A 23592-nucleotide genomic window follows, 5' to 3' on the forward strand; every position below is an offset into this window, starting at 1 on the left:
TATCGTCTTCTTCAATGAATCAAGCAATTCGTGTGGGAACTTATGGAGCAGCTGATGTCGTCGATTAAGGAGGTGATCCAGCCGCAGGTTCCCCTACGGCTACCTTGTTACGACTTCACCCCAGTCATGAATCACACCGTGGTAACCGTCCTCCCGAAGGTTAGACTAGCTACTTCTGGTGCAACCCACTCCCATGGTGTGACGGGCGGTGTGTACAAGGCCCGGGAACGTATTCACCGCGACATTCTGATTCGCGATTACTAGCGATTCCGACTTCACGCAGTCGAGTTGCAGACTGCGATCCGGACTACGATCGGTTTTCTGGGATTAGCTCCACCTCGCGGCTTGGCAACCCTCTGTACCGACCATTGTAGCACGTGTGTAGCCCAGGCCGTAAGGGCCATGATGACTTGACGTCATCCCCACCTTCCTCCGGTTTGTCACCGGCAGTCTCCTTAGAGTGCCCACCATTACGTGCTGGTAACTAAGGACAAGGGTTGCGCTCGTTACGGGACTTAACCCAACATCTCACGACACGAGCTGACGACAGCCATGCAGCACCTGTCTCAATGTTCCCGAAGGCACCAATCTATCTCTAGAAAGTTCATTGGATGTCAAGGCCTGGTAAGGTTCTTCGCGTTGCTTCGAATTAAACCACATGCTCCACCGCTTGTGCGGGCCCCCGTCAATTCATTTGAGTTTTAACCTTGCGGCCGTACTCCCCAGGCGGTCAACTTAATGCGTTAGCTGCGCCACTAAGAGCTCAAGGCTCCCAACGGCTAGTTGACATCGTTTACGGCGTGGACTACCAGGGTATCTAATCCTGTTTGCTCCCCACGCTTTCGCACCTCAGTGTCAGTATYAGTCCAGGTGGTCGCCTTCGCCACTGGTGTTCCTTCCTATATCTACGCATTTCACCGCTACACAGGAAATTCCACCACCCTCTACCATACTCTAGTCAGTCAGTTTTGAATGCAGTTCCCAGGTTGAGCCCGGGGATTTCACATCCAACTTAACAAACCACCTACGCGCGCTTTACGCCCAGTAATTCCGATTAACGCTTGCACCCTCTGTATTACCGCGGCTGCTGGCACAGAGTTAGCCGGTGCTTATTCTGTCGGTAACGTCAAAATTGCAGAGTATTAATCTACAACCCTTCCTCCCAACTTAAAGTGCTTTACAATCCGAAGACCTTCTTCACACACGCGGCATGGCTGGATCAGGCTTTCGCCCATTGTCCAATATTCCCCACTGCTGCCTCCCGTAGGAGTCTGGACCGTGTCTCAGTTCCAGTGTGACTGATCATCCTCTCAGACCAGTTACGGATCGTCGCCTTGGTGAGCCATTACCCCACCAACTAGCTAATCCGACCTAGGCTCATCTGATAGCGCAAGGCCCGAAGGTCCCCTGCTTTCTCCCGTAGGACGTATGCGGTATTAGCGTCCGTTTCCGAACGTTATCCCCCACTACCAGGCAGATTCCTAGGCATTACTCACCCGTCCGCCGCTCTCAAGAGAAGCAAGCTTCTCTCTACCGCTCGACTTGCATGTGTTAGGCCTGCCGCCAGCGTTCAATCTGAGCCATGATCAAACTCTTCAGTTCAAACATCTTTGGGTTTTTAAGAAACCCTAAACTTGGCTCAGCAATCGTTGGTTACATCTTTGATTTCTCGCGGAGTAACTTGYGATGCTGATAATCTTGTTGACTATCAGTCTGACTCCACAAGCACCCACACGAATTGCTTGATTCAGTTGTTAAAGAGCGGTTGGTTAAGAKCTTTCGTCTCAACCGAGGCGCGCATTCTACAGCAGCCTCATTTRCTGTCAAGTGATTATTTTCAGAAGCTTTCGAAGATTTCTTCAACAACTTCAACCACTTGCGCYTCTGATCTCTCATCAGCGGGAGGCGAATTCTACAGCGTCAACACCTCTTTTTCAACTTCCTTTTGGCTTCGATGAACTGAAGCAACTTGCYGYCGAAAACTTCATAACTCATTGTTTACCAAGGAGTTTTCCGTTTCGACTGCGCCGGAAGTGGGGCGAATTATAGACAGATATAATTCGCCGTCAACACCTAATTTCAGACTTATTCGGATTTGAGCGTAATGCGCGCAAATGCCTTCTTTCCTGCCTGGCACACATGGGTAGCGCCCAGCTCGTATATAAAGGTGCGATCAACTACCTCACCATCTATACGCACGCCGCCCGACCCCAAGAGATCACGAGCGACCGCCGAGTTCTTTACCAGGCCCGCCTTATTAAGGACAGCCGCGATCGGCATCGCCTCAACAGCCGTCAACTCAATCTCCGGCAGATCGTCAGGCAGCTCGCCATCCTTCATACGATTACCCGCAGCGCGATGAGCATTGGCCGCAGCCTCCTCACCATGGAAGCGCGCAACAATCTCTTCTGCCAGCTTGATCTTCACATCGCGAGGATTGGCACCTGCCTTTACATCCGCACGCAGCGCGTTAATTTCGTCCATCGAGCGGAAGCTCAACAGCTCGAAGTAACGCCACATCAAAGCATCCGGAATGGAAACCAGCTTGCCGTACATCACACCCGGCGCTTCCTGAATGCCAACATAGTTACCCAAGGACTTGGACATCTTCTTGACGCCATCCAACCCCTCAAGCAACGGCATGGTCAGAATGCACTGAGCCTCCTGACCATACGCACGCTGCAGCTCACGCCCCATCAGCAGGTTGAATTTCTGATCGGTGCCGCCCAGCTCAACATCCGCACGCAGCGCTACCGAGTCATACCCCTGAACAAGCGGGTAAAGGAACTCATGGATCGCGATTGGCTGATTGGTGGAGTAGCGCTTGTCGAAGTCATCGCGTTCAAGCATGCGCGCCACTGTGTACTGGGAGGTCAGGCGAATGAAGTCTGCCGGCCCCATCTTGTCCATCCAGGTGGAGTTGAACGCCACCTCGGTCTTGGCCGGATCAAGGATCTTGAACACCTGCGTCTTGTAGGTCTCAGCATTGTCGAGTACCTGCTCGCGAGTCAGCGGCGGGCGCGTCGCGCTCTTACCGCTCGGATCACCGATCATCCCGGTGAAGTCACCAATGAGGAAGATGACCTGGTGACCCAACTCCTGGAACTGACGCAGCTTATTAATAAGCACGGTGTGACCCAGGTGCAGATCCGGCGCGGTCGGATCAAAGCCAGCCTTGATACGCAGGGGCTGGCCACGCTTGAGCTTTTCAATCAGCTCAGACTCGACCAACAGTTCGTCCGCACCACGTTTTATCAGCGCTAGCTGCTCTTCAACCGACTTCATAACAGACCCGCAAGGCTCAGATTCAAAAGGGAACCAACCATACAAGATCAGGGACTAATTACAAGTTTTGCCCTGCGCACGGACACCGTTCAGCGAGCCCAGCATTCGCGAGCTTGCGCCACAGATGATTTGGTTATATTTTATACAGTTATTTCATCTTCATCATGTCATTCATCTTTTCCATTTCATCTTCAAAGTCAAAATTACCTATGACCACTGAACCGTCTAAAGCGCCGCCGCTTTACCCGAAGACCCACCTGCTCGCCGCAAGTGGTATCGCCGCCCTTCTCAGCCTGGCACTCCTGGTATTCCCTTCCAGTGACGTAGAAGCCAAACGAACATCCCTTAGCCTTGACCTGGAAAGCCCTGTTGAGCAACTGACACAAGATCAAGACGCTTCCGACGCCCAACAAGCCACAAATACCCCGACCGAATCGCCTTTCGCACAGATCGAAAGCACTCCCGAAGATACCCAACAAGCCACCCAGGACCAACCTGTGGTAGCCGCAGCCAAGAGCCCTCAGCATCGCGAGGTCATCGTCAGCAGAGGCGACACGCTATCAACGCTGTTCGAAAAGGTCGGACTGCCTGCCGCTACCGTCACCGAGGTGTTGGCCAGCGATAAGCAAGCCAAGCAATTCACCCAGCTCAAACACGGTCAAAAACTTGAGTTCGAACTGACGCCCGACGGGCAGTTGAACAATCTGCATACCAGCATCAGCGACCTGGAAAGCATCAGCCTGAGCAAAGGCGCCAAAGGCTTTGCCTTCAACCGCATCACCACCAAGCCGGTCATGCGTTCAGCCTATGTACACGGCGTGATCAACAGCTCCCTGTCGCAATCGGCCGCCCGCGCAGGCCTTTCGCACAGCATGACCATGGACATGGCCAGCGTATTTGGCTACGACATCGACTTCGCCCAGGACATCCGCCAGGGTGACGAATTCGACGTGATCTACGAGCAGAAAGTCGCCAACGGCAAAGTAGTAGGCACCGGCAACATCCTCTCTGCACGCTTCACCAACCGTGGCAAAACCTACACCGCTGTGCGCTACACGAACAAACAAGGCAATAGCAGCTATTACACCGCTGATGGCAACAGCATGCGCAAGGCCTTCATTCGCACCCCTGTGGACTTCGCCCGTATTAGCTCGCGTTTCTCCATGGGTCGCAAGCATCCAATTCTGAACAAAATCCGCGCGCACAAGGGCGTCGACTATGCCGCTCCGCGCGGTACGCCTATCAAGGCAGCTGGCGACGGCAAAGTGCTGTTGGCGGGACGTCGCGGCGGTTACGGCAATACAGTGATCATCCAGCACGGCAATACCTACCGCACGCTGTATGGCCACATGCAAGGGTTCGCCAAGGGCGTCAAGACTGGCGGCAACGTGAAACAGGGCCAAGTAATCGGCTACATCGGCACTACTGGCCTGTCCACGGGGCCGCACTTGCACTATGAGTTCCAAGTCAATGGCGTACACGTTGACCCATTGGGCCAGAAGCTGCCAATGGCCGACCCGATCGCCAAGGCCGAACGCGCACGCTTCATGCAACAGAGCCAGCCGTTGATGGCGCGAATGGATCAAGAGCGTTCCACGTTACTGGCTTCGGCGAAGCGTTAAGGTATGCCGCTCTATATCGGTGTGATGTCCGGGACCAGCCTAGACGGCCTGGATATCGCCCTCATTGAACAAGGCACGGCGATCAATCTGATCGCCACCCGCTACATTCCCATGCCCGACACATTGCGCACTGAGCTATTGAGCCTGTGCGCCAGCGGCCCAGATGAAATCGCCCGGTCTGCTATTGCCCAGCAACAGTGGGTCACGCTGGCCGCCCAAGGCATTCACGCCTTGCTGGATCAGCACAACCTGAAGCCTCAGGACATTCGTGCAATTGGCAGCCATGGCCAGACGATTCGCCATGAACCCGCCCGAGGCTTTACCGTACAGGTCGGCAACCCTGCCCTGCTCACTGAGTTGACCGGCATCACCGTAGTCAGCGACTTCCGCAGCCGTGATGTTGCCGCTGGCGGCCAGGGTGCGCCCTTGGTTCCTGCGTTTCATGAAGCCTTGTTCGGCGAACACACCGGCAACCGCGCGGTATTGAATATCGGCGGGTTCAGCAACCTCAGTCTGATTGAAACGAACAAGCCTGTCGCCGGCTTCGACTGCGGCCCGGGCAACGTCCTCCTGGATGCCTGGATTCACCTGCAGCGCGGCGAACACTTTGATCGCGACGGGCAATGGGCTGCCAGCGGCAGGGTCCAGCCCCGGCTACTCAACACATTGCTCAGCGATCCGTTCTTCTTGACCAAAGGCCCAAAAAGTACGGGTCGCGAAGTCTTCAACCTCGCCTGGCTGCAGGAGCACCTTGCCCGCTTGCCTGTCTTTGAACCTCAGGACATACAGGCCACGTTACTGGAACTGACGGCCTTCACCATCGTCGAGTCCCTGCAAAGCGCCCAACCAACCACAGAGACCTTGCTGATCTGCGGCGGCGGCGCCCATAACAAAACACTGATGGATCGACTGACAGCACTGTTGCCCACCACCCACGTCAGCAGTACAGCTATCTACGGCGTAGATCCCGACTGGGTCGAAGCCATGGCCTTCGCCTGGCTGGCACATTGCTGCCTGGAAGGCATCGCGGCCAACCGCCCCAGCGTCACCGGTGCTCGCGGGCTTCGGGTACTCGGCGCGATCTACCCCGCCTGAATCCCAGACAGCAAAACGCCGCGTGGCTAATCAAGCCAGGCGGCGTTTTTTTGTTGCGCGCGAGGCTACCGATCAGATCGAGAACGAAGAGCCGCAACCACAAGTAGTGGTGGCATTAGGATTTTTGATCACGAAACGCGAACCTTCCAGACCTTCCTGGTAATCCACCTCGGCACCTGCCAGGTACTGGAAACTCATCGGGTCCACGACCAGGCTGACGCCCTCGCGCTCGACGATGGTGTCGTCATCGGCCACATCTTCATCGAAGGTAAAACCGTACTGAAACCCTGAACAACCGCCGCCCGTAACGAATACGCGCAGCTTCAAGCGATCATTACCCTCTTCATCGACCAGGCTCTTCACCTTGTGCGCAGCACCGTGGGTAAATTGCAAAGCCGTGGGGGTGAAGGACTCAACGCTCATGCTGATAATCTCCCGGCGTAGCGCCGTCATATGCGTAATGGCCGGTATTATCCGCTTCTCCTAGAAAAGCGGTCAACTATTGTTACGGTATATCAATCTGCACAGCCGCCATTAAAAACACAAAAGGCCCGATCAACGGGCCTTTTATGTAACGGCCTATCAGCGCTAAGGCAGCATGCCCGCATGGGACAGACCAAACTTCTCATCCAGGCCGAACAGGATGTTCATGTTCTGCACCGCCTGGCCCGACGCGCCCTTGACCAGGTTGTCGATCACCGACAGCACCACGACCAGGTCGCCATCCTGCGGGCGATGCACTGCAATACGGCACACATTGGCGCCACGCACACTGCGGGTTTCCGGATGGCTGCCCGTCGGCATTACATCGACGAACGGCTCATTGGCATAACGCTTTTCAAACAATGCCTGAAGGTCTACCGAGCGGTCAGTAACGGTCGCATACAGCGTGGAGTGAATCCCACGGATCATCGGCGTCAGGTGTGGCACAAAGGTCAGGCCCACGTCCTTGCCGGCAGCGCGACGCAGCCCCTGGCGGATTTCTGGCAAGTGACGATGCCCCTTTACCGCATAGGCTTTCATGCTTTCCGACGTTTCAGAGTACAGAGAACCTACCGCCGCGCCCCGCCCCGCCCCGCTGACACCCGACTTGCAATCGGCGATCAGGCGCGAAGCATCCGCCAAACCAGCTTCCAGCAATGGCAGGAAGCCCAGTTGCGTCGCAGTCGGATAGCAACCCGGTACCGCAATCAGGCGTGCTTGCTTGATCTGCTCACGATTGACTTCCGGCAGGCCGTAGACCGCCTCCTCCAGCAACTGCGGCGCACCGTGGGGTTGGCCGTACCATTTGGCCCACTCATCGGCATCCTGCAGGCGGAAGTCCGCCGACAGGTCGATGACCTTTGTACCGGCCGCCAACAACTCACCCGCCAACGCATGGGCAACACCGTGAGGCGTGGCAAAGAACACCACATCGCAAGCGCCCAGGGTCTTGATATCCGGCACGCTGAACGCCAGGCCATCATAGTGGCCTCGCAGGTTCGGGTACATATCGGCCACGGCCAGCCCAGCTTCGGATCGGGAAGTGATGACCACCACCTCAGCCTGCGGATGCTGGGCCAACAGACGCAGCAATTCGACACCGGTGTAACCCGTGCCGCCGACGATACCGACCTTGACCATAAACCTGCCCTCAACGAACCCACTGGAAAGCCGTCGATAATAGGGGCCGCATCGTCCTGCGACAACCGTCAACGTGACGTACGGGCGCATGAGCCACTACTATCTTGGCTACCGTGAACCTGGGAATAACTAAAAATGCTCTATCTATGGATCAAAGCCTTCCACATCGTCAGCATCGTCTGCTGGTTTGCCGGTCTGTTCTATCTACCGCGCCTGTTCGTCTACCACGCCCAAAGCGAAGACACAGTCAGCAAAGAACGCTTCAGCATCATGGAGCGCAAACTGTACCGAGGCATCATGGGGCCGGCGATGGTTGCCACACTGGTCTTCGGCATCTGGATGCTGGCGCTCAATCCAGGCATTTTCCAATCCGGTGCCTGGATCCACGCCAAGTTGACCCTGGTCGTGCTACTTATCGGCTACCACCATATGTGCGGCGCGCAGGTGAAACGCTTCGCCCGTGGCGAGAACACCCGCAGCCATGTCTTTTATCGCTGGTTCAATGAGGTGCCGGTTCTGATATTGCTGGCTATCGTAATTTTGGTCGTGGTCAAACCGTTCTAACTTCAATTACTCGGGGAACCTCCAATGTCGCTGCCCGCTTTGCTGGAACAACATCTGCGCCTGCCCGTGGTGGCTGCGCCGATGTTTCTGATCTCCAACCCGCAACTGGTTCTGGCCTGCTGCCGCAATGGGGTGGTCGGGAGCTTCCCGGCGCTCAACCAACGCGAAAGCAGCGGTTTCAAGGCCTGGCTGGAAGAAATCGAAGCGGGTCTGGCGCAGCTGGACAACCCAGCACCCTATGCCGTGAACCTGATCGTGCATAACAGCAACCCACGGCTGGAGGCCGATTTGGCGATCTGTGTGGAGCACAAGGTGCCCATCGTCATTACCAGCCTCGGTGCGGTGAAGGAATTGGTAGATGCCGTCCACAGCTACGGCGGCCTGGTGTTTCATGACGTCACGACCCGACGCCATGCCGAGAAAGCCGCTGAGGCGGGCGTCGATGGCCTGATCGCCGTAGCCGCTGGTGCCGGCGGCCATGCTGGCACCTGGAGTCCCTTCTCGCTGATTGCCGAAATTCGCCAATTCTTCGACAAAACCCTGCTGCTGGCCGGTTGCCTCAACCACGGCCACGAAATTCTCGCCGCCCAGTTGCTGGGAGCCGACTTGGCGTATTTCGGCACGCGCTTTATCGGTACTACCGAAAGCCACGCGCCAGATGCCTATAAAGAGATGCTGCTCACATCGCGCGCCGCCGACATCGTGCACACTCCGGCAGTCTCCGGCGTACCTGCGAGCTTTATGCGCCAGAGCCTGGAAAATGCCGGTTTCGACCTCGCCGCGCTGCAAGGCAAAGGTGAAGTCAATTTCGGTTCCAAACTCAAACCATTGAGTGATGAGGCCAAAGCGTGGAAAACTGTATGGTCCGCCGGTCAGGGCGTCGGTGAAATCGATGATTTACCCAGCGTCGATGAACTCGTCGCCCGCCTGGATGCCGAATACCGCAAAGCACGCGAGCATGCCGCGCAACTGCGCTGGCCACGCTGACCCACTGCACGGCCCGCCGATTGGACGGGCCTGCACACCCTCCCTGATTAAGTGACAAGGATGCCCGCATGAGCGACAACCGTTTCAAGATTGTGTTTGACGGAGCCTTGCTCCCGGGTGTCGAAAGCACCACCGCCAAGCTGAACCTCGCCGAGCTGTTCAAGAGTGATGTCGAGGCGATTGAAAAACTCTTTACCGGCCGCCCGGTCGCGCTCAAACGCGACCTTTCCCGCCCCGATGCCGAAACCTATCTGACGGCATTGAAAAACGCCGGGGTCGACGCACGTATCGAAGCCGAACAACCCGTAGCATTCAGCCTGGCCGAAACCCACGAGACGAGCTCTCCTGGCTCCGACTTTTCCCGCTCCGAAGCTTCACCATATGCCCCGCCACGCGCTGCGGTTGGCGATGACTTGCCGGAGTTCGCCACCCTCAAGGTATTCACCATAAACGGGCGCATCGGCCGCCTGCGCTACCTGGCCTGGACGCTGGCACTGACCGTCGCGATGCTGGTGGCTGCTGGCATCATCAGTACCGTCGGCTTCGCGGTGGCGACTGCCTCGCCAACAATCGCCATCATTCTCGGCTCGCTGCTGGGTTTCGCGCTATTTGTTGGACTCGTCGTAGTGAGCGTGCAAATCGGTGTGCAGCGCCTGCACGACCTGGGCTGGTCTGGCTGGCTGTACTTGCTGAACCTGGTTCCACTGGTCAATAGCGTTTTCCCTATCCTGTTGCTGGTATTGCCGGGGAACGCGGGTGCCAACCAATACGGCGCACCGCCACCACCGAACTCTACTGCGGTGAAAATCCTGGCCTCGCTGTGGCTGGCGTTTATTCCATTGATGCTCATCATCGGCCTGACCCTGGGCATGAACGGTTATCTGGACCAACTTGAAGCCAATATGGACAGCAGTTACGAAAGCAGCTCCATCACCTCCGATGAAGACGTCGATCAAAGCGTGATTGTGGATGAAGCCGCAGCGCAAAGTGCTGACGACGCGGCCGAACCTGTAGACTCTCCAGAACAGTGAAGAAACGCCCGCCACCTGTGATGCCACTGTCACAGGTCGGCGGCGTTGCGATGGAGAAAGGCATGACCCGTTACGCTCTGATCACCGGTGCCTCCAGCGGCATCGGCCTGGCTTTGGCCGAAGCCCTGGCTCGACGCGGCCGCAGCTTGATTCTGGTGGCCCGCCAGCGTGATCAGTTGGAAAGCATTGCATTGGAATTGACCCAACGCTTCGGCGTCGAGGTGTTGTTTCGTGCCTGCGACCTGGGCGAACCGCTGCGTTTGTCCGGCTTTTTGCTGGAGCTTGAAGAGGGCGAGCGACAGATTGATCTTTTGGTCAACTGCGCCGGCATTGGTACCAGCGGGCCGTTCCTGGCCCAGGACTGGATGACCGAGCAGGACCTGATCGAAGTCAACATCCTGGCCCTGACCCGCATGTGCCATGCCCTCGGCAATGCCATGGCGCTGCACGGTGGCGGGCAGATTCTAAACGTTGCTTCGGTCGCAGCCTTCCAACCGGGCCCATGGATGAGCAGCTACTACGCCAGCAAAGCCTATGTACTGCACTTTTCAGAAGGCTTGCGCGAAGAGTTGAAGACGTGTGGCATCAAGGTCTCGGTACTTTGCCCGGGCCCTACGCGCACCGCCTTCTTCGGCACCGCGCAAATGGATACGGCAAAACTTGACCACAGCCAGCAACTGATGAGCCCGGAAGAAGTCGCGCTCTACACCGTGCGTGCGCTGGAAAAGAACAAAGCCATCATCATTCCCGGGCGCCGCAACCGCTGGCTCGCATTCAGCCCACGCCTCAGCCCGCGCTGGCTGACCCGCAAGATTGCCGGCGCCATCAACAAGGCCTATTGCCCTCGCTGATCGCCTGGGTACACTCACCCTGCATTTTCATAATGGAGAAACAGCTGTGGATACTCTGTTCACCAAGATCATCAACAGAGAAATACCCGCGAAGATCATCTACGAAGATGATCAAGTCCTCGCCTTCCATGATATCGCCCCGCAGGCGCCGGTACATTTTCTGGTTATTCCGAAAAAGCCCGTCCGCACCCTGAATGATCTGACTGAAGATGATAAGGCCTTGGCCGGCCATATCCTCTTTACAGCCCAACGCCTGGCCCTGGAGCTAGGGTGTGAAGAGGGTTTTCGGGTCGTGATGAATTGCAATGAGTTGGGCGGGCAGACCGTTTATCACATCCATATGCATGTGCTCGGTCAGCGTCAGATGAACTGGCCACCAGGCTGAGGGCCGGAGTCGAATTGACTCAGCGCAAACGCTTCGCCCTCTCTTGCGGTAAACTGGCCGCCGAGATTCTTCCCGGAGGTCAGCATGACTACCCAACGTCACTACTCGCCGATTGACCGTCTGTTGCTGCAAGCCGACATGGCCATGCGCACACTGCTGCCATTCAGCGGCCAACCCTACCGCCCATCGCCCGCCATCGTGCAGCCCGATGCGCAGCTGAGCGAAACGGATACCCGTCACGTGGCCGGCCTGATGCGTATCAACCATACGGGTGAAGTCTGTGCCCAGGCGCTGTATCAAGGCCAGGCGCTGACCGCCAAGTTGCCGCAGGTACGTGCAGCGATGGAGCATGCAGCCGAGGAAGAGATCGACCATCTGGCCTGGTGCGAACAGCGTATCCGCCAGTTGGGCAGCCACCCCAGCGTTCTGAACCCACTGTTTTATGGCTTGTCGTTTGGTATCGGCGCTGCCGCCGGGTTGATCAGCGACAAAGTCAGCCTCGGATTTGTCGCCGCGACCGAACATCAGGTCTGCAAGCACCTGGATGAACATCTGGAGCAGCTGCCGGCCGAAGACGAAAAGTCCCGGGCGATTCTTGAGCAAATGCGCATCGATGAAGAACACCATGCAGAAAGCGCTCTAGACGCCGGCGGCTTCCGTTTTCCAGCACCGGTGAGGTTCGGAATGAGCCTGATGGCCAAGGTCATGACCAAAAGCACCTATAGAATCTAAAAGTGCGTCAAATTCAAACCGGAAAAAGGGCGCTCGAAGCGCCCTTTCTCTTGCCTGCGATTCCAGCAGTCAGCCCAACTCGATGATTTCGTAATCATGAGTGATGACCACACCTGCGGCACCCAGCATGATCGACGCCGAGCAGTACTTCTCGGCGGACAACTCAATGGCACGCTTGACCTGGGCTTCCTTGAGCGCACGGCCCTTGACCACGAAATGCATATGGATCTTGGTAAATACCTTGGGATCCTCAGTGGCGCGCTCGGCTTCCAGGAAGGCTTCGCAGCTTTCCACGGCCTGGCGCGACTTCTTCAGGATGCTGACCACATCGAAATTGCTGCAACCACCGACGCCCAGCAGCAACATTTCCATCGGCCGCACCCCAAGGTTACGGCCACCGGCTTCCGGCGGGCCGTCCATGACCACCACATGGCCGCTACCCGACTCACCGAGGAACATGGCTTCGCCCGCCCATTGGATGCGTGCCTTCATCGCCCAGACTCCACTGCTAAAAAAGGATCGCCAGCTTAGCACAGGGCCTTAAAACCGCAGCGCTCTGGCTGAATTTGATAAATGACAGCGTTTGCCAAGCAATTTCGCTAATCGAGGCAGAATGTGTCTGGTAAGCTGGCGCCAAATCAATGGCGCATTGCCATGATTTTACAGTGCGTATCAATATTGAGACCACTGGATAAAAACAACGCCAACCACACCGCGCAGTCTTTCGGGAAACAACCATGGTTGCTCTTACTCCCACACCCAAGATCAAGAACCTCGACAAGCTGTTGATGCATTGTCAGCGCCGACGTCATCCGGCCAAGCACAACATCATTTGCGCCGGCGAGCGCTCAGAAACCCTGTTTTTCATTATCAAGGGCTCGGTCACCATCCTGATCGAGGATGAAGACGGTCGCGAAATGATCATTGCGTACCTGAACACTGGAGATTTCTTCGGGGAGCTGGGGCTGTTTGAGCAGGCGGGCAAGGAACAGGAGCGCAGTGCTTGGGTCCGCACCAAGGTTGAGTGCGAAGTCGCCGAGATCAGCTATGCGAAATTTCGCGAACTGGCTCAGCATGATCCGGATATCTTGTATGCCCTGAGCGGTCAGATCGCACAACGCCTGCGTGATACCACGCGCAAGGTCGGCGACCTGGCGTTCTTCGATGTCACCGGTCGTGTAGCGCGCTGCCTGCTGGAGTTGTGCAAACAGCCCGACGCCATGACCCATCCCGACGGCATGCAAATCAAGGTCACACGCCAGGAGATAGGGCGTATTGTCGGCTGTTCACGGGAAATGGTCGGCCGTGTGCTCAAGGACCTGGAAGAGCGCAATCTGGTACATGTCAAAGGCAAGACGATGGTGGTATTCGGCACCCGCTAACCCGGCAGGAAGCTGGCCAGCATCTGACGGTACAACCTGTCGAGCCGACTGATCGCATCCGGTGCGGGAAACGCTTCGTGCAGGGCGATATGGCTCTCGGCACGCACCCGCTGTTCCAGGCCACAGGCTTGATTGAAGCGGTTGACCGCATTGATCAGTTCTTCACGATCGTTATCCAGCAACAAGGCGCCGTGGATCAAGCCCACCGGACGACCGCCACTTTGGCGCCAACGCTGGGCGGTACCGACCATCTTGCGGCCATTGAGATTGACGTTATACCGACCATCGCAAAAAGCTCCGTCGATTTCGCCAACGGAGGCATCGCCGCCCAACTCGAGCAGAAAATCGCAGATCGGCTGGCACAAGCGCTGGTAACCGGTTTCGATGCGGCCTTGGTCGCCCTCACTGCGCGGCGGCGCATACACCAAGGCGATATTGACCGTGGCAGCGGACTGCGGCACGGGTTCACCCCCAGTTTCCCGCAGCAACACCGGCCAACCAGCATCCGCCGAGATTTGGCTGGCCACCGCAAATGCCGGCAGCCGACTCAAACGGCGCGGCATGACCAGCGCCTGATCGCTGGGCTGCCAGAACAACAACCCGAAGTCCTGCTCGCCCGCGCCAACGGCTGCCAACAGCTGCTGCTCGGCGGCAAGGCCCGCTTCTACAGGCATGATCACGGGCTGAGTCATCGAACACCTACCTCTCAGATTAAACACAAGGCCCAATGTGGGAGGGGGCTTGCCCCCGACAGCGAACCGTCAGCCGACTGATCATCAACTGAAGGAATGCTATCGGGGCAAGCCCCCTCCCATATTTTATAGCGCATTTGGATCAGTCTAATGTCGAACCGCTGACTGTCACGCCACGCTCTGGGAAGAACAGGCGTTGCAATTCCGCCCCTGGGTTCTCGGCACGCATGAACGTCTCGCCCACCAGGAACGAGTAGACGCCGCTGATTTCCATCAGCTCCACGTCGGCACGATTGACGATGCCACTTTCAGTAATAACCAAGCGATCACGGGGAATACGCGGCAACAGATCCAGGGTATTTTCCAGGCTGACTTCAAACGTATGCAGGTTACGGTTGTTGACCCCCACCAGCGGCGTGTCGAGGGTTTTCAGTGCGCGCTCAAGCTCGTCGCCGTCATGCACTTCGACCAGCACGTCAAGACCGACGCTTTTGGCCACCGCCGCCAACTCAGCCATTTTCACGTCATCCAGTGCGGAGACGATCAATAACACGCAGTCAGCGCCCAAGGCTCGGGCTTCGACGATCTGGTAAGGGTCAACCATGAAGTCCTTGCGGATCACCGGCAACTTGCATGCAGCACGAGCCTGTTGCAGGAACAGGTCGGAACCCTGGAAGTAATCAATATCGGTCAGCACGGACAGGCAAGTCGCCCCGCCCTTCTCATAGCTGGCGGCGATTTCAGCCGGTACAAAGTTTTCGCGAATGACGCCTTTGCTCGGCGAGGCTTTTTTCACCTCGGCGATCACGGCCGGCTGCTTGAGCTTGGCCTGGGCGATCAAGGCATTGGCAAAACCCCGTGGCGCATCGGCGGCCTTCGCCTGCGCCTCCAGCTCGGCCAGGCTTACGCGGGCGCGGCGCTCGGCCACCTCTTCGGCCTTTCGGGCCAGGATCTTTTCCAGAACGGTCGGCACACTCATCCTTCATTCTCCATCTTGAATACGGCAGTGAAGGCTCCCAGCTCTTCGAGCTTCTCACGAGCCAGACCAGTGTGCAGCGCATCGTGGGCCAAGGCGACACCTTCCTTAAGACTATAGGCGTGGTCGGCCGCGTAAAGTGCCGCGCCAGCATTCAGAACAATCATCTCCGCGGCCTTCTGACCGTTTTCGGTCTTACGGCGCCCCAGAGCATCACGAATCAGTTCCAGAGAAGCCGCCGGGCTTTCCACCGCCAAGCCGTGCAAGCTCTGACTCTTCATACCCAAGTCCTCAGGCTCGACCCAATACTCAGTGACCTCATCGTTCTTCAGCTCTGCGACAAAGGTCGGCGCCGCCAGGCTGAATTCGTCCAGGCCATCCTTGGAATGCACCACGAGCACATGCTTGCTGCCCAGACGCTGCAAGACTTCGGCCAGTGGCCGGCACAACGCCTGACTGAACACACCCACCACCTGATGCTTCACACCGGCCGGATTCGTAAGCGGGCCAAGCATGTTGAACAGGGTACGCAGGCCGAGGTCCTTGCGTGGGCCGGCAGCGTGCTTCATCGCGCCGTGATGGGACTGGGCAAACATGAAGCCAATGCCAACGCTGTCAATGCAGCGTGCTACTTGTACCGGCGTGAGGTTCAGGTAGATACCCGCCGCTTCCAGCAAATCGGCACTGCCGCTCTTGCCGGATACCGCACGGTTACCATGCTTGGCGACGGTGCAGCCAGCGGCAGCCACCACAAAAGATGAGGCTGTCGACACGTTGAAAATATTCGCACCGTCACCGCCGGTGCCGACCACATCGACAACGCCGTCGAGGGTCTTGAGTTCGACCCTGTCCGCCAGCTCACGCATCACCGACACCGCACCGACGATTTCATCGATGCTTTCGCTCTTCATGCGCATTGCCATCATAAAGGCGCCGATCTGCGCGTCGGTACATTGACCGGTCATGATCTCGCGCATCACATCGCTCATTTCGGCAGTGCTCAGGTCCAGATGACCGACGATACGGTTCAGGGCAGTCTTGATATCCATGAAAAGTCCTTAGCGCGTGCCGCCGCTCTGCTTGAGAAAGTTGGCGAACAGCTCGTAGCCCTGCTCGGTCAGGATTGATTCAGGGTGAAACTGCACCCCTTCGATATTCAGTGTCTTGTGACGCAGGCCCATGATCTCATCGACCGAGCCGTCCTCTAGCTGGGTCCAGGCGGTCAACTCCAGGCATTCGGGCAAGGTTTCGCGCTTGACCACCAGCGAGTGATAACGGGTCACCGTCACGGGCAGGTTCAGGCCATGAAACACACCCAGATCCTTATGGAACACCGGGCTGGTCTTGCCATGCATGACTTGGCGCGCCCGTACCACGTCACCGCCAAACGCCTGGCCGATGGACTGATGGCCCAGGCATACGCCCAGGATCGGCAGCTTGCCGGCGAAATAGCTGATGGCTTCAAGAGAGATGCCCGCTTCGGTCGGCGTGCAAGGGCCTGGCGAAACCACGATACGCTCCGGATTCAGGGCGGCAATTTCGGCGACGGTCAGTTCATCGTTGCGCACGACCTTGACCTCGGCACCGAGCTCGCCAAGGTACTGCACAACGTTGTAGGTAAAGGAGTCGTAGTTATCAATCATCAGCAACATGTGGGGTTCAAGCCTCTTGAATTCACTGATTTCAAATGACGGCCTTCCTAGAGAGTGACCCGCTGCCAGACGCACGTTCCGATTGCCGGGGGTAGCCGGCAAGGGGCGTCAGACAACGGGTGAAGAAGGCAAATCGTTACAGGTCCGGCCGGGCCGGCGGAGAAAAATGTCAGGCGCGCCAACGCCAACGGGCGTGTGCCTTGACTACTCGCATCAAGAGTTTGCTGATGATCAACACGGGGAGGGTCTCATTCATACGTTCAGGCACAGTAACGTAGCCTAGCCAGCGGTGCAATATGGAGTAGTAAATACGGGGGGGAACGTAGGCGAATTCGGTATATCCCTACAGAAAATGCCAGAAGTTTTGCTAGTGTTTGAGTTCCGATACAAAAACAACCAAATGGAACCTTGCATGTTCAGACCAGCATTTTTCGCGCCCCTTGCCAGCTGTCTCTTGTCACTGGCATGCGCCCAGGCGTTCGCAGCGCCGTCACCGTATTCAACGATGGTGGTTTTTGGTGACAGCTTGGCCGATGCGGGCCAGTTTCCCGATGGCTCGAATGGCTCCACGCTACGCTTTACCAACCGCACAGGCCCGACATTCCAGGGTGAATACGGCCTGGTTTCATCGACCCTGTTGGGCGCGAAACTGGGAGTAGCCCCCAACGACTTGAACGCCTCCACCTCACCGGTTCGCGCAGCCCAGGGGTTGCCAGATGGCAACAACTGGGCCGTCGGTGGCTACCGTACCGACGATATCCTCGACTCCATTACCTCGGTTTCAGATGCCGCCATCCCAGCCGGCAACCCTGGTGCGGGTACAGTTTTGCGCAGCCGCCAGGGATATCTGCCAGCCAACGGCGGACGTGCCGACCCCAATGCGCTGTATTTTCTCTCCGGCGGCGGCAATGACTTCCTCCAAGGCCGCGTACTGAGCCCCGAACAAGCCATCGCCGCCAGCGGGCGCCTGGCTGACAGCGCCCAGGCGCTGCAACAAGCCGGTGCGCGTTACATCATGGTGTGGATGTTGCCCGACCTTGGGTTGACACCGGCCATCAATGGCACCCCGCAGCAGGCCGCAACCTCGGCCCTGAGCACTATATTCAACCAGTCATTGGTCCAGCGCCTGTCGTACGTCGACGCCCAGGTTATCCCTTTGAATATCCCGTTGTTGCTGAAGGAAGCCTTCGCCGATCCAGCGCGCTTCGGCCTGGCCACGGGGCAGAATCTGACCGGTACCTGTTTCAGCGGAAACAGTTGTACCGCCAACCCAACCTATGGCATCGGCGGCACCAACCCGGACCCGACCAAGCTGATCTACAACGACTCGGTCCACCCCACGGTGGCGGGACAACGGTTGATTGCCGACTATGCCTATTCACTGCTGGCGGCGCCCTGGGAGCTGACCTTGCTGCCGGAAATGGCCCAAGGCACATTGCGCGCCCACCAGGACGAGCTACGCAATCAATGGCAAGCAGACAACGGCAACTGGCAAGCCGTCGGTCAATGGCGTGCAATCGTGGCCGGTGGTGGGCAGCGTCTGGATTTCGACGACCAGAGCAGTTCGGCCAGTGGCGACGGCAGCGGCTACAACCTGAATATCGGCAGCAGCTACCGGCTCGATGAAAACTGGCGTGTAGGTGTTGCCGCTGGCCTGTATCGACAGACGCTCGAAGCCGGCACTAACGACTCGGACTACAAACTCAACAGCTACATGGGCACGGCCTTCGCTCAATACCAGCAAAATCACTGGTGGGCCGATGCCGCCTTGACCGGCGGCAAACTGGACTTCGACAGCCTCAAGCGCAAGTTCGCCCTGGGCGTTAACGAAGCGTCCGAAAAAGGCGATACCGAAGGCTGGCTCTGGGCCTTGAGCGGCCGGCTGGGCTATGACCTTGCTGCACCGGGAAGCGACTGGCACCTGTCGCCGTTCATCAGCGCCGACTATGCACGCGTCGAAGTGAATGGTTATTCGGAAAAAAACAGTCGCTCCACCGCACTGACCTTCGATGATCAACAACGCGACTCCAAGCGTCTTGGCGTCGGCCTGCAGGGCAGCTACCGCATCACACCGCAAACCCAGGTGTTCGGCGAAGTGGCTCACGAACACGAGTTCGAAAATGACACGCAGAAGGTGAATATTTCGCTCAACAGCGTGCAGGGAATCGACTTCAAGCTGGACGGGTATACGCCTCGCAGCAATTCCGATCGCTTGAGCCTTGGGGTCAGCCATAAACTGACTCAAGAGCTGGCGTTACGGGCGGCGTATAACCTGAGGAAGGATGACAATTTGACCCAGCAAGGGGTCAATGTCGGGGTGAGCCTGGATTTCTGACGCAGACTCAAGGCAACGCAAAACTAATGTGGGAGGGAGTAAGCCCCCTCCCACACTTAGATCTGAATCGCCGTTAGTCCTGCGGGGTTTGCTCTGCCAGCGCCACGGCACGGAACATCGCCCGGCGCTTGTTCAGGGTTTCTTCCCATTCAAGAGCCGGCACCGAGTCAGCCACAATCCCGCCCCCGGCCTGCACATGCAGTTCGCCGTCCTTGATCACCGCGGTACGGATCGCAATCGCAGTGTCCATATTGCCGTTCCAGGCAAAATACCCCACGGCACCGCCATAGACACCACGCTTGACCGGCTCCAGTTCATCGATGATTTCCATGGCGCGGATCTTCGGCGCACCCGACAACGTGCCTGCCGGCAAGATCGCCCGCAACGCATCCATCGCCGTCAATCCGGCTTTCAGTTCGCCGGTGACGTTGGACACGATATGCATCACGTTGGAATAACGCTCGATGACCATTTTCTCGGTCAGTTTCACCGAGCCGATTTCCGAGACTCGCCCGGTATCGTTGCGGCCCAGGTCGATCAGCATCAGGTGTTCGGCGATTTCCTTGTTGTCGCTGAGCAGATCTTCTTCCAGCGCCACATCCGCTTCTTCGGTCGCGCCGCGCGGGCGAGTACCGGCGATCGGGCGCACGGTGATCAGGTTGTCTTCGACACGTACCAGCACTTCCGGCGAACTGCCCACGACGTGGAAGTCACCAAAATTGAAGAAGTACATGTAGGGCGTCGGGTTGAAGCAACGCAGCGCCCGGTACAGGTCAATCGGCGCAGCCTTGAAGTCGATGGACATACGTTGCGACGGCACCACCTGCATGCAGTCACCGGCAAGGATATATTCCTTGATGGTGTCGACCGCACGCTCGTAGTCGGCCTGGGTAAAGCTGGAACGGAACACCGGGTCGGCCGCCGGTGGACGGCTAAGGTCCAGGCCGCGACGCGGGGTGATCGGCCGGCGCAGTTTTTCCAGCAGCGCTTCAAGGCTGGCCTGGCCTTGCTCGAAGGCGGCCTCTTGGGCAGGGTCGGCGAGAACAATCGCATGCATCTTGCCGGCAAGGTTGTCGAACACCACCACCGCGTCGGAGACCATCAGCAAAATGTCCGGTACACCCAGAGGGTCCGGATTCGGACATTTCCCCAGGCGCTTTTCCACATAACGCACGCAGTCGTAGCCGAAATACCCCACCAAGCCACCGTTGAAACGCGGCAGGCCAGGAATAGTTGGCACGTTGTAGCGTGCCTTGAAGGTTTCGACAAAGGCCAGCGGGTCTTCTACGTCATGGCTTTCGATCTCGACGCCGTCATGGGTGATGCTCACATGATGGTCGTGTACCCGCAACACGGTGCGGCATGGCAGGCCGATGATCGAGTAACGGCCCCACTTCTCGCCGCCCTGCACCGACTCGAGCAGGTAGGAATTGGGCTCGTCGGCCAGTTTCAGGTAGATCGACAGTGGCGTATCGAAGTCGGCCAGGGTTTCGCAGGCCAGGGGAATACGGTTATAGCCGGCAGCGGCCAAACGCAGGAATTCTTCACGGATCATGGGGTGCCTCGTGGCATGAGGGACAAACGGTCAGGTAGGCAAACGTGCCGCAGCGCGGCGAGGATCAGTCAGGCGCGCCAACGCCAGCGGGCCAGGGCCTTGATGACTTTCATCCAGAGTTTGCGAGTGACCACCACGATGACGTTTCCAGAAGGGGACGGATCAATGTCGGGCAACGTTATCTCAGCGCCAGCTCCCAGGCAACCGGGGATTAACAGTCGCAGGTCGTCAATCACCAGGGCCGGCGATTCTTCTGCAATCGGCCGCCCATGGTTGTAGCCGTAGCTCAGGGCCACGCACTTGACTCCGGCGGCCTTTGCCGCCAGCACATCGCTGCGTGAATCGCCGACAAACAACGATTGGGACGCCGGGATATTGGCCATTTTCATCACGAAGAACAGCGCAGCCGGGTCAGGCTTCTTCTGCGGCAAGGTGTCGCCACCGATGATCCAGCGGAAATAACGACCGATCTTCATCTGGTCCAACAAGGGTGCGACAAAACGCTCCGGCTTGTTGGTGATCAAGGCCATTTCCACACCCTGCTTGCTCAACCATTTGAGCGTGTCACGCACACCGGGGTAGACAACTGTGAGCTCATGGCCACTTTCATAGGCCGCATTGAACAGCTCCAGGGCGTGTTCGGCCTCGACGTCATCTACGCCTTCGGCGTCGATATGGTTGGCCAGGGCCCGGCGCACCAGCATCTGCACCCCGTTGCCCACCCATTCACGCACCGATTCGACCCCCGCCGGCTTGCGTCCCAGCTTGAGCAGCATCTCATCCACCGCCGCCGCCAGGTCGGGCACCGAATCGATCAAGGTACCGTCCAGATCGAACATCACCAGCCGTGGCAGTTTGCCGGGGAACAACTGCTCAAAGCCGCTCATGGACGCGCCAGCGCCAGTTCGGCGCGCATTTTGTCGATGACGGCCTGGTAGTCCGGGGCGTTGAAGATTGCTGAGCCAGCCACGAAGGTATCAGCGCCAGCAGCGGCGATCTCACGGATGTTGTTGACGTTAACCCCACCGTCGATTTCCAGGCGGATATCGCGGCCGGACGCATCGATCAGTGCGCGGGCTTCGCGCAGCTTGTTCAGGGTGCCCGGGATGAACTTCTGCCCGCCGAAGCCTGGGTTGACGCTCATCAGCAAGACCATGTCGACCTTGTCCATCACGTACTCAAGCACGCTCAGCGGGGTGGCCGGATTGAACACCAAGCCGGCCTTGCAGCCCCCTTCGTGGATCAGTTGCAGGGTACGGTCGACATGCAAAGACGCCTCCGGGTGCAAGGTGATGTAGGTCGCGCCGGCCTCAACGAAGTCGCCGATGATGCGGTCCACCGGGCTGACCATCAGGTGCGCGTCGATCGGTGCGGTGATGCCGTACTTGCGCAGCGCGGCGCAGACCATCGGGCCAATGGTCAGGTTGGGCACGTAGTGATTGTCCATGACATCGAAGTGCACGAAGTCGGCGCCGGCGGCCAACACTTTGTCCACTTCTTCACCCAGGCGGGCGAAGTCGGCGGAGAGAATCGATGGAGCGATGACGAAGGGCTGCATGACGCACCTTTTTGAGCTAAATCACGATGGCGCGCATTGTATACCTCATGCTTTGCTGCGCGCACGGTGACCTATCTCAATGGTTAATAAGCCGCCCGGTAGATTTTCTCGATATCCGCCGCGCTGAGCTGACGCGGATTATTGCGCATCAGGCGCTCGATACCCGCCGCCTCCGTGGCCATGGACGCAATAGCATCTTCGGGCACCCCGAAACTGCGCAGCCCCGCCGGGATCTCCACTGCGGCACACAAGCGCGTCATGGCCTCCACGGCACGGTCGGCAGCATCGTTGACACTCAAGCCGGCCACGTTCACACCCATGGCCTGAGCAATATCTTGCATTCGTTCAACACATGCCAATTTGTTCCAATGCATGACATAGGGCAGCAGCAGCGCATTGCTCACACCATGGGCGATATTGAAGCGCCCACCCAGCGGATACGCCAGCGCATGCACGGCGCCGACCCCAGCGTTACCAAAGGCCATGCCGGCCATGAGGCTGGCGGTAGCCATGTCGTCACGAGCCTGCAGGTTGGCCGGGTTGGCGTAAGCCTTGGGCAGCGCGCGGGCAATCAACTTGATCGCACCGATGGCCAGGGCGTCAGTAATCGGCGAGGCATTCAGTGACAGGTAGGATTCGATGGCGTGCACCAGAGCGTCCACACCACTGGCGGCAGTGACGCTGCGCGGGCAGGTCAGGGTCATTTGCGGGCTGATCAGCGCCACATCCGGCAGCAGGTAGTCGCTGACGATACCTTTTTTCAGCTGTGCGGCCTTGTCGGAGAGGATCGCCACATTGGTCACTTCCGAGCCGGTGCCGGCCGTGGTGGGGATGGCGATCAGCGGCGGGCCCTTGCGCGGCACCTGGTCGACGCCGAACAAGTCCGCCAGCGCGCCGTGGTAGCCGGCATAGGCTGCCACGCTCTTAGCAATATCAATGGCACTGCCGCCGCCCACGCCAATAAGACCGTCATGCCCACCCTCGCGATACGCACGCATGCAGTCCTCGACGATGGCGATTTCCGGGTCAGGCAGCACGCGATCAAAAATTTCGTAGGCGCGATCACCCAAGTGCTCCAGGGCCAACGCTACGGTGCCGGACTTGACCAGCGCGGCATCGGTGACAATCAGCGGGTTATCGACATCCAAGCGCGTGAGCTCAGCGGCCAGTTGTTCAATGGCGCCCGCGCCGGTCAGCAGTTTGTGGGCGATCTTGAATGAGGAAGTACTCATGTGCGCGGCCTCTTATTAATGTTGGGCTGGCACAA

General features: G+C 58.1%; 22 protein-coding genes and 1 rRNA gene. 10 read left to right on the forward strand and 13 right to left on the reverse strand.

What is annotated here, in order from left to right:
• Positions 1–65: 65 nt before the first annotated feature.
• Both ASD70_RS15585 and tyrS read right to left on the reverse strand, forming a co-directional pair.
• A 16S ribosomal RNA gene (locus ASD70_RS15585) occupies positions 66–1602 on the reverse strand.
• 483 nt (positions 1603–2085) lie between these two features.
• Entirely contained in the window at positions 2086–3285 is a 1200-nt protein-coding gene (tyrS, locus tag ASD70_RS15590) for a tyrosine--tRNA ligase (protein ID WP_046069771.1), read from the reverse strand.
• 209 nt (positions 3286–3494) lie between these two features.
• On the opposite strand from tyrS, the gene ASD70_RS15595 reads away from it, so the two are divergent.
• Both ASD70_RS15595 and ASD70_RS15600 read left to right on the forward strand, forming a co-directional pair.
• The gene (locus ASD70_RS15595) at positions 3495–4907 is read left to right on the forward strand and encodes a peptidoglycan DD-metalloendopeptidase family protein (RefSeq protein WP_046069772.1); all 1413 of its coding nucleotides are present in this window, start codon (positions 3495–3497) and stop codon (positions 4905–4907) included.
• 3 nt (positions 4908–4910) lie between these two features.
• A complete protein-coding gene (locus ASD70_RS15600; protein WP_046069773.1) occupies positions 4911–6002 on the forward strand; it encodes an anhydro-N-acetylmuramic acid kinase in 1092 nt (363 codons plus the stop codon).
• Between the two features lie 72 nt (positions 6003–6074).
• On the opposite strand, the gene erpA is transcribed toward ASD70_RS15600, so the two are convergent.
• On the reverse strand, positions 6075–6425 hold the full coding sequence (gene erpA / locus ASD70_RS15605) for an iron-sulfur cluster insertion protein ErpA (RefSeq protein WP_003176443.1): 351 nt from the start codon (positions 6423–6425) through the stop codon (positions 6075–6077).
• Between the two features lie 165 nt (positions 6426–6590).
• Positions 6591–7625, reverse strand: a complete 1035-nt coding sequence (argC, locus tag ASD70_RS15610) for an N-acetyl-gamma-glutamyl-phosphate reductase (RefSeq protein ID WP_046069774.1) — start codon at positions 7623–7625, stop codon at positions 6591–6593.
• 135 nt (positions 7626–7760) lie between these two features.
• Here argC and hemJ point away from each other — a divergent pair, with 135 nt between their 5' ends.
• The 6 genes from hemJ to coq7 all read left to right on the forward strand — a co-directional run bounded on the left by hemJ (position 7761) and on the right by coq7 (position 12175).
• Complete coding sequence (gene hemJ / locus ASD70_RS15615; RefSeq protein WP_046069775.1) at positions 7761–8189, forward strand: protoporphyrinogen oxidase HemJ; 429 nt, start codon at positions 7761–7763, stop codon at positions 8187–8189.
• A gap of 24 nt (positions 8190–8213) precedes the next feature.
• Entirely contained in the window at positions 8214–9176 is a 963-nt protein-coding gene (locus ASD70_RS15620; RefSeq protein WP_046069776.1) for an NAD(P)H-dependent flavin oxidoreductase, read from the forward strand.
• 68 nt (positions 9177–9244) lie between these two features.
• Complete coding sequence (locus ASD70_RS15625; RefSeq protein WP_056846878.1) at positions 9245–10207, forward strand: DUF805 domain-containing protein; 963 nt, start codon at positions 9245–9247, stop codon at positions 10205–10207.
• Positions 10208–10269: 62 nt separating this feature from the next.
• Positions 10270–11058: an SDR family NAD(P)-dependent oxidoreductase gene (locus ASD70_RS15630; protein WP_046069777.1), complete on the forward strand. Its 789-nt coding sequence runs from the start codon at positions 10270–10272 to the stop codon at positions 11056–11058.
• Between the two features lie 46 nt (positions 11059–11104).
• Positions 11105–11443, forward strand: a complete 339-nt coding sequence (locus ASD70_RS15635; protein ID WP_017128660.1) for a histidine triad nucleotide-binding protein — start codon at positions 11105–11107, stop codon at positions 11441–11443.
• 84 nt (positions 11444–11527) lie between these two features.
• Positions 11528–12175 (forward strand): 2-polyprenyl-3-methyl-6-methoxy-1,4-benzoquinone monooxygenase, encoded by a 648-nt coding sequence (gene coq7 / locus ASD70_RS15640; protein WP_056846879.1) that lies wholly within the window; start codon positions 11528–11530, stop codon positions 12173–12175.
• Positions 12176–12244: 69 nt separating this feature from the next.
• Here coq7 and ASD70_RS15645 read toward each other — a convergent pair whose 3' ends face one another.
• The gene (locus tag ASD70_RS15645; RefSeq protein WP_003194686.1) at positions 12245–12667 is read right to left on the reverse strand and encodes an OsmC family protein; all 423 of its coding nucleotides are present in this window, start codon (positions 12665–12667) and stop codon (positions 12245–12247) included.
• A gap of 245 nt (positions 12668–12912) precedes the next feature.
• On the opposite strand from ASD70_RS15645, the gene crp reads away from it, so the two are divergent.
• Positions 12913–13557, forward strand: coding sequence for a cAMP-activated global transcriptional regulator CRP (gene crp, locus ASD70_RS15650; protein WP_005792020.1), 645 nt, complete (start codon positions 12913–12915; stop codon positions 13555–13557).
• Here the strand turns inward: crp and ASD70_RS15655 are convergent.
• From ASD70_RS15655 to ASD70_RS15670, 4 genes are all read right to left on the reverse strand, one after another.
• Positions 13554–14249, reverse strand: a complete 696-nt coding sequence (locus ASD70_RS15655; RefSeq protein ID WP_056846880.1) for a lipoate--protein ligase family protein — start codon at positions 14247–14249, stop codon at positions 13554–13556. The two genes, crp and ASD70_RS15655, sit on opposite strands and share 4 nt — an antisense overlap.
• Before the next feature lie 142 nt (positions 14250–14391).
• On the reverse strand, positions 14392–15228 hold the full coding sequence (gene trpC / locus ASD70_RS15660) for an indole-3-glycerol phosphate synthase TrpC (RefSeq protein ID WP_046069780.1): 837 nt from the start codon (positions 15226–15228) through the stop codon (positions 14392–14394).
• Positions 15225–16274 carry an anthranilate phosphoribosyltransferase gene (gene trpD, locus ASD70_RS15665; protein WP_043051166.1) on the reverse strand — a complete coding sequence of 350 codons (1050 nt, stop codon included), beginning with the start codon at positions 16272–16274 and terminating at the stop codon, positions 15225–15227. The genes trpC and trpD overlap by 4 nt, the downstream gene beginning before the upstream one ends.
• Before the next feature lie 9 nt (positions 16275–16283).
• Positions 16284–16877 carry an aminodeoxychorismate/anthranilate synthase component II gene (locus tag ASD70_RS15670; RefSeq protein ID WP_046069781.1) on the reverse strand — a complete coding sequence of 198 codons (594 nt, stop codon included), beginning with the start codon at positions 16875–16877 and terminating at the stop codon, positions 16284–16286.
• Between the two features lie 412 nt (positions 16878–17289).
• Between ASD70_RS15670 and estP the strand changes: the two genes are divergently transcribed.
• Positions 17290–19212, forward strand: coding sequence for an esterase EstP (estP, locus tag ASD70_RS15675; RefSeq protein WP_056846881.1), 1923 nt, complete (start codon positions 17290–17292; stop codon positions 19210–19212).
• A gap of 73 nt (positions 19213–19285) precedes the next feature.
• Here estP and trpE read toward each other — a convergent pair whose 3' ends face one another.
• From trpE to ASD70_RS15695, 4 genes are all read right to left on the reverse strand, one after another.
• Entirely contained in the window at positions 19286–20767 is a 1482-nt protein-coding gene (gene trpE / locus ASD70_RS15680; protein ID WP_056846882.1) for an anthranilate synthase component I, read from the reverse strand.
• Positions 20768–20835: 68 nt separating this feature from the next.
• Complete coding sequence (locus tag ASD70_RS15685; RefSeq protein WP_046069784.1) at positions 20836–21654, reverse strand: phosphoglycolate phosphatase; 819 nt, start codon at positions 21652–21654, stop codon at positions 20836–20838.
• Positions 21651–22325 carry a ribulose-phosphate 3-epimerase gene (rpe, locus tag ASD70_RS15690; protein ID WP_056846883.1) on the reverse strand — a complete coding sequence of 225 codons (675 nt, stop codon included), beginning with the start codon at positions 22323–22325 and terminating at the stop codon, positions 21651–21653. Before rpe ends, ASD70_RS15685 begins: the two co-directional genes overlap by 4 nt.
• An 83-nt stretch (positions 22326–22408) precedes the next feature.
• Positions 22409–23557, reverse strand: a complete 1149-nt coding sequence (locus tag ASD70_RS15695; protein ID WP_043051160.1) for an iron-containing alcohol dehydrogenase — start codon at positions 23555–23557, stop codon at positions 22409–22411.
• Positions 23558–23592: the final 35 nt, after the last annotated feature.

Origin of the sequence: Pseudomonas sp. Root569, from assembly GCF_001427465.1 — a bacterium.
GTDB classification, from domain to species: Bacteria; Pseudomonadota; Gammaproteobacteria; order Pseudomonadales; family Pseudomonadaceae; genus Aquipseudomonas; species Aquipseudomonas synxantha.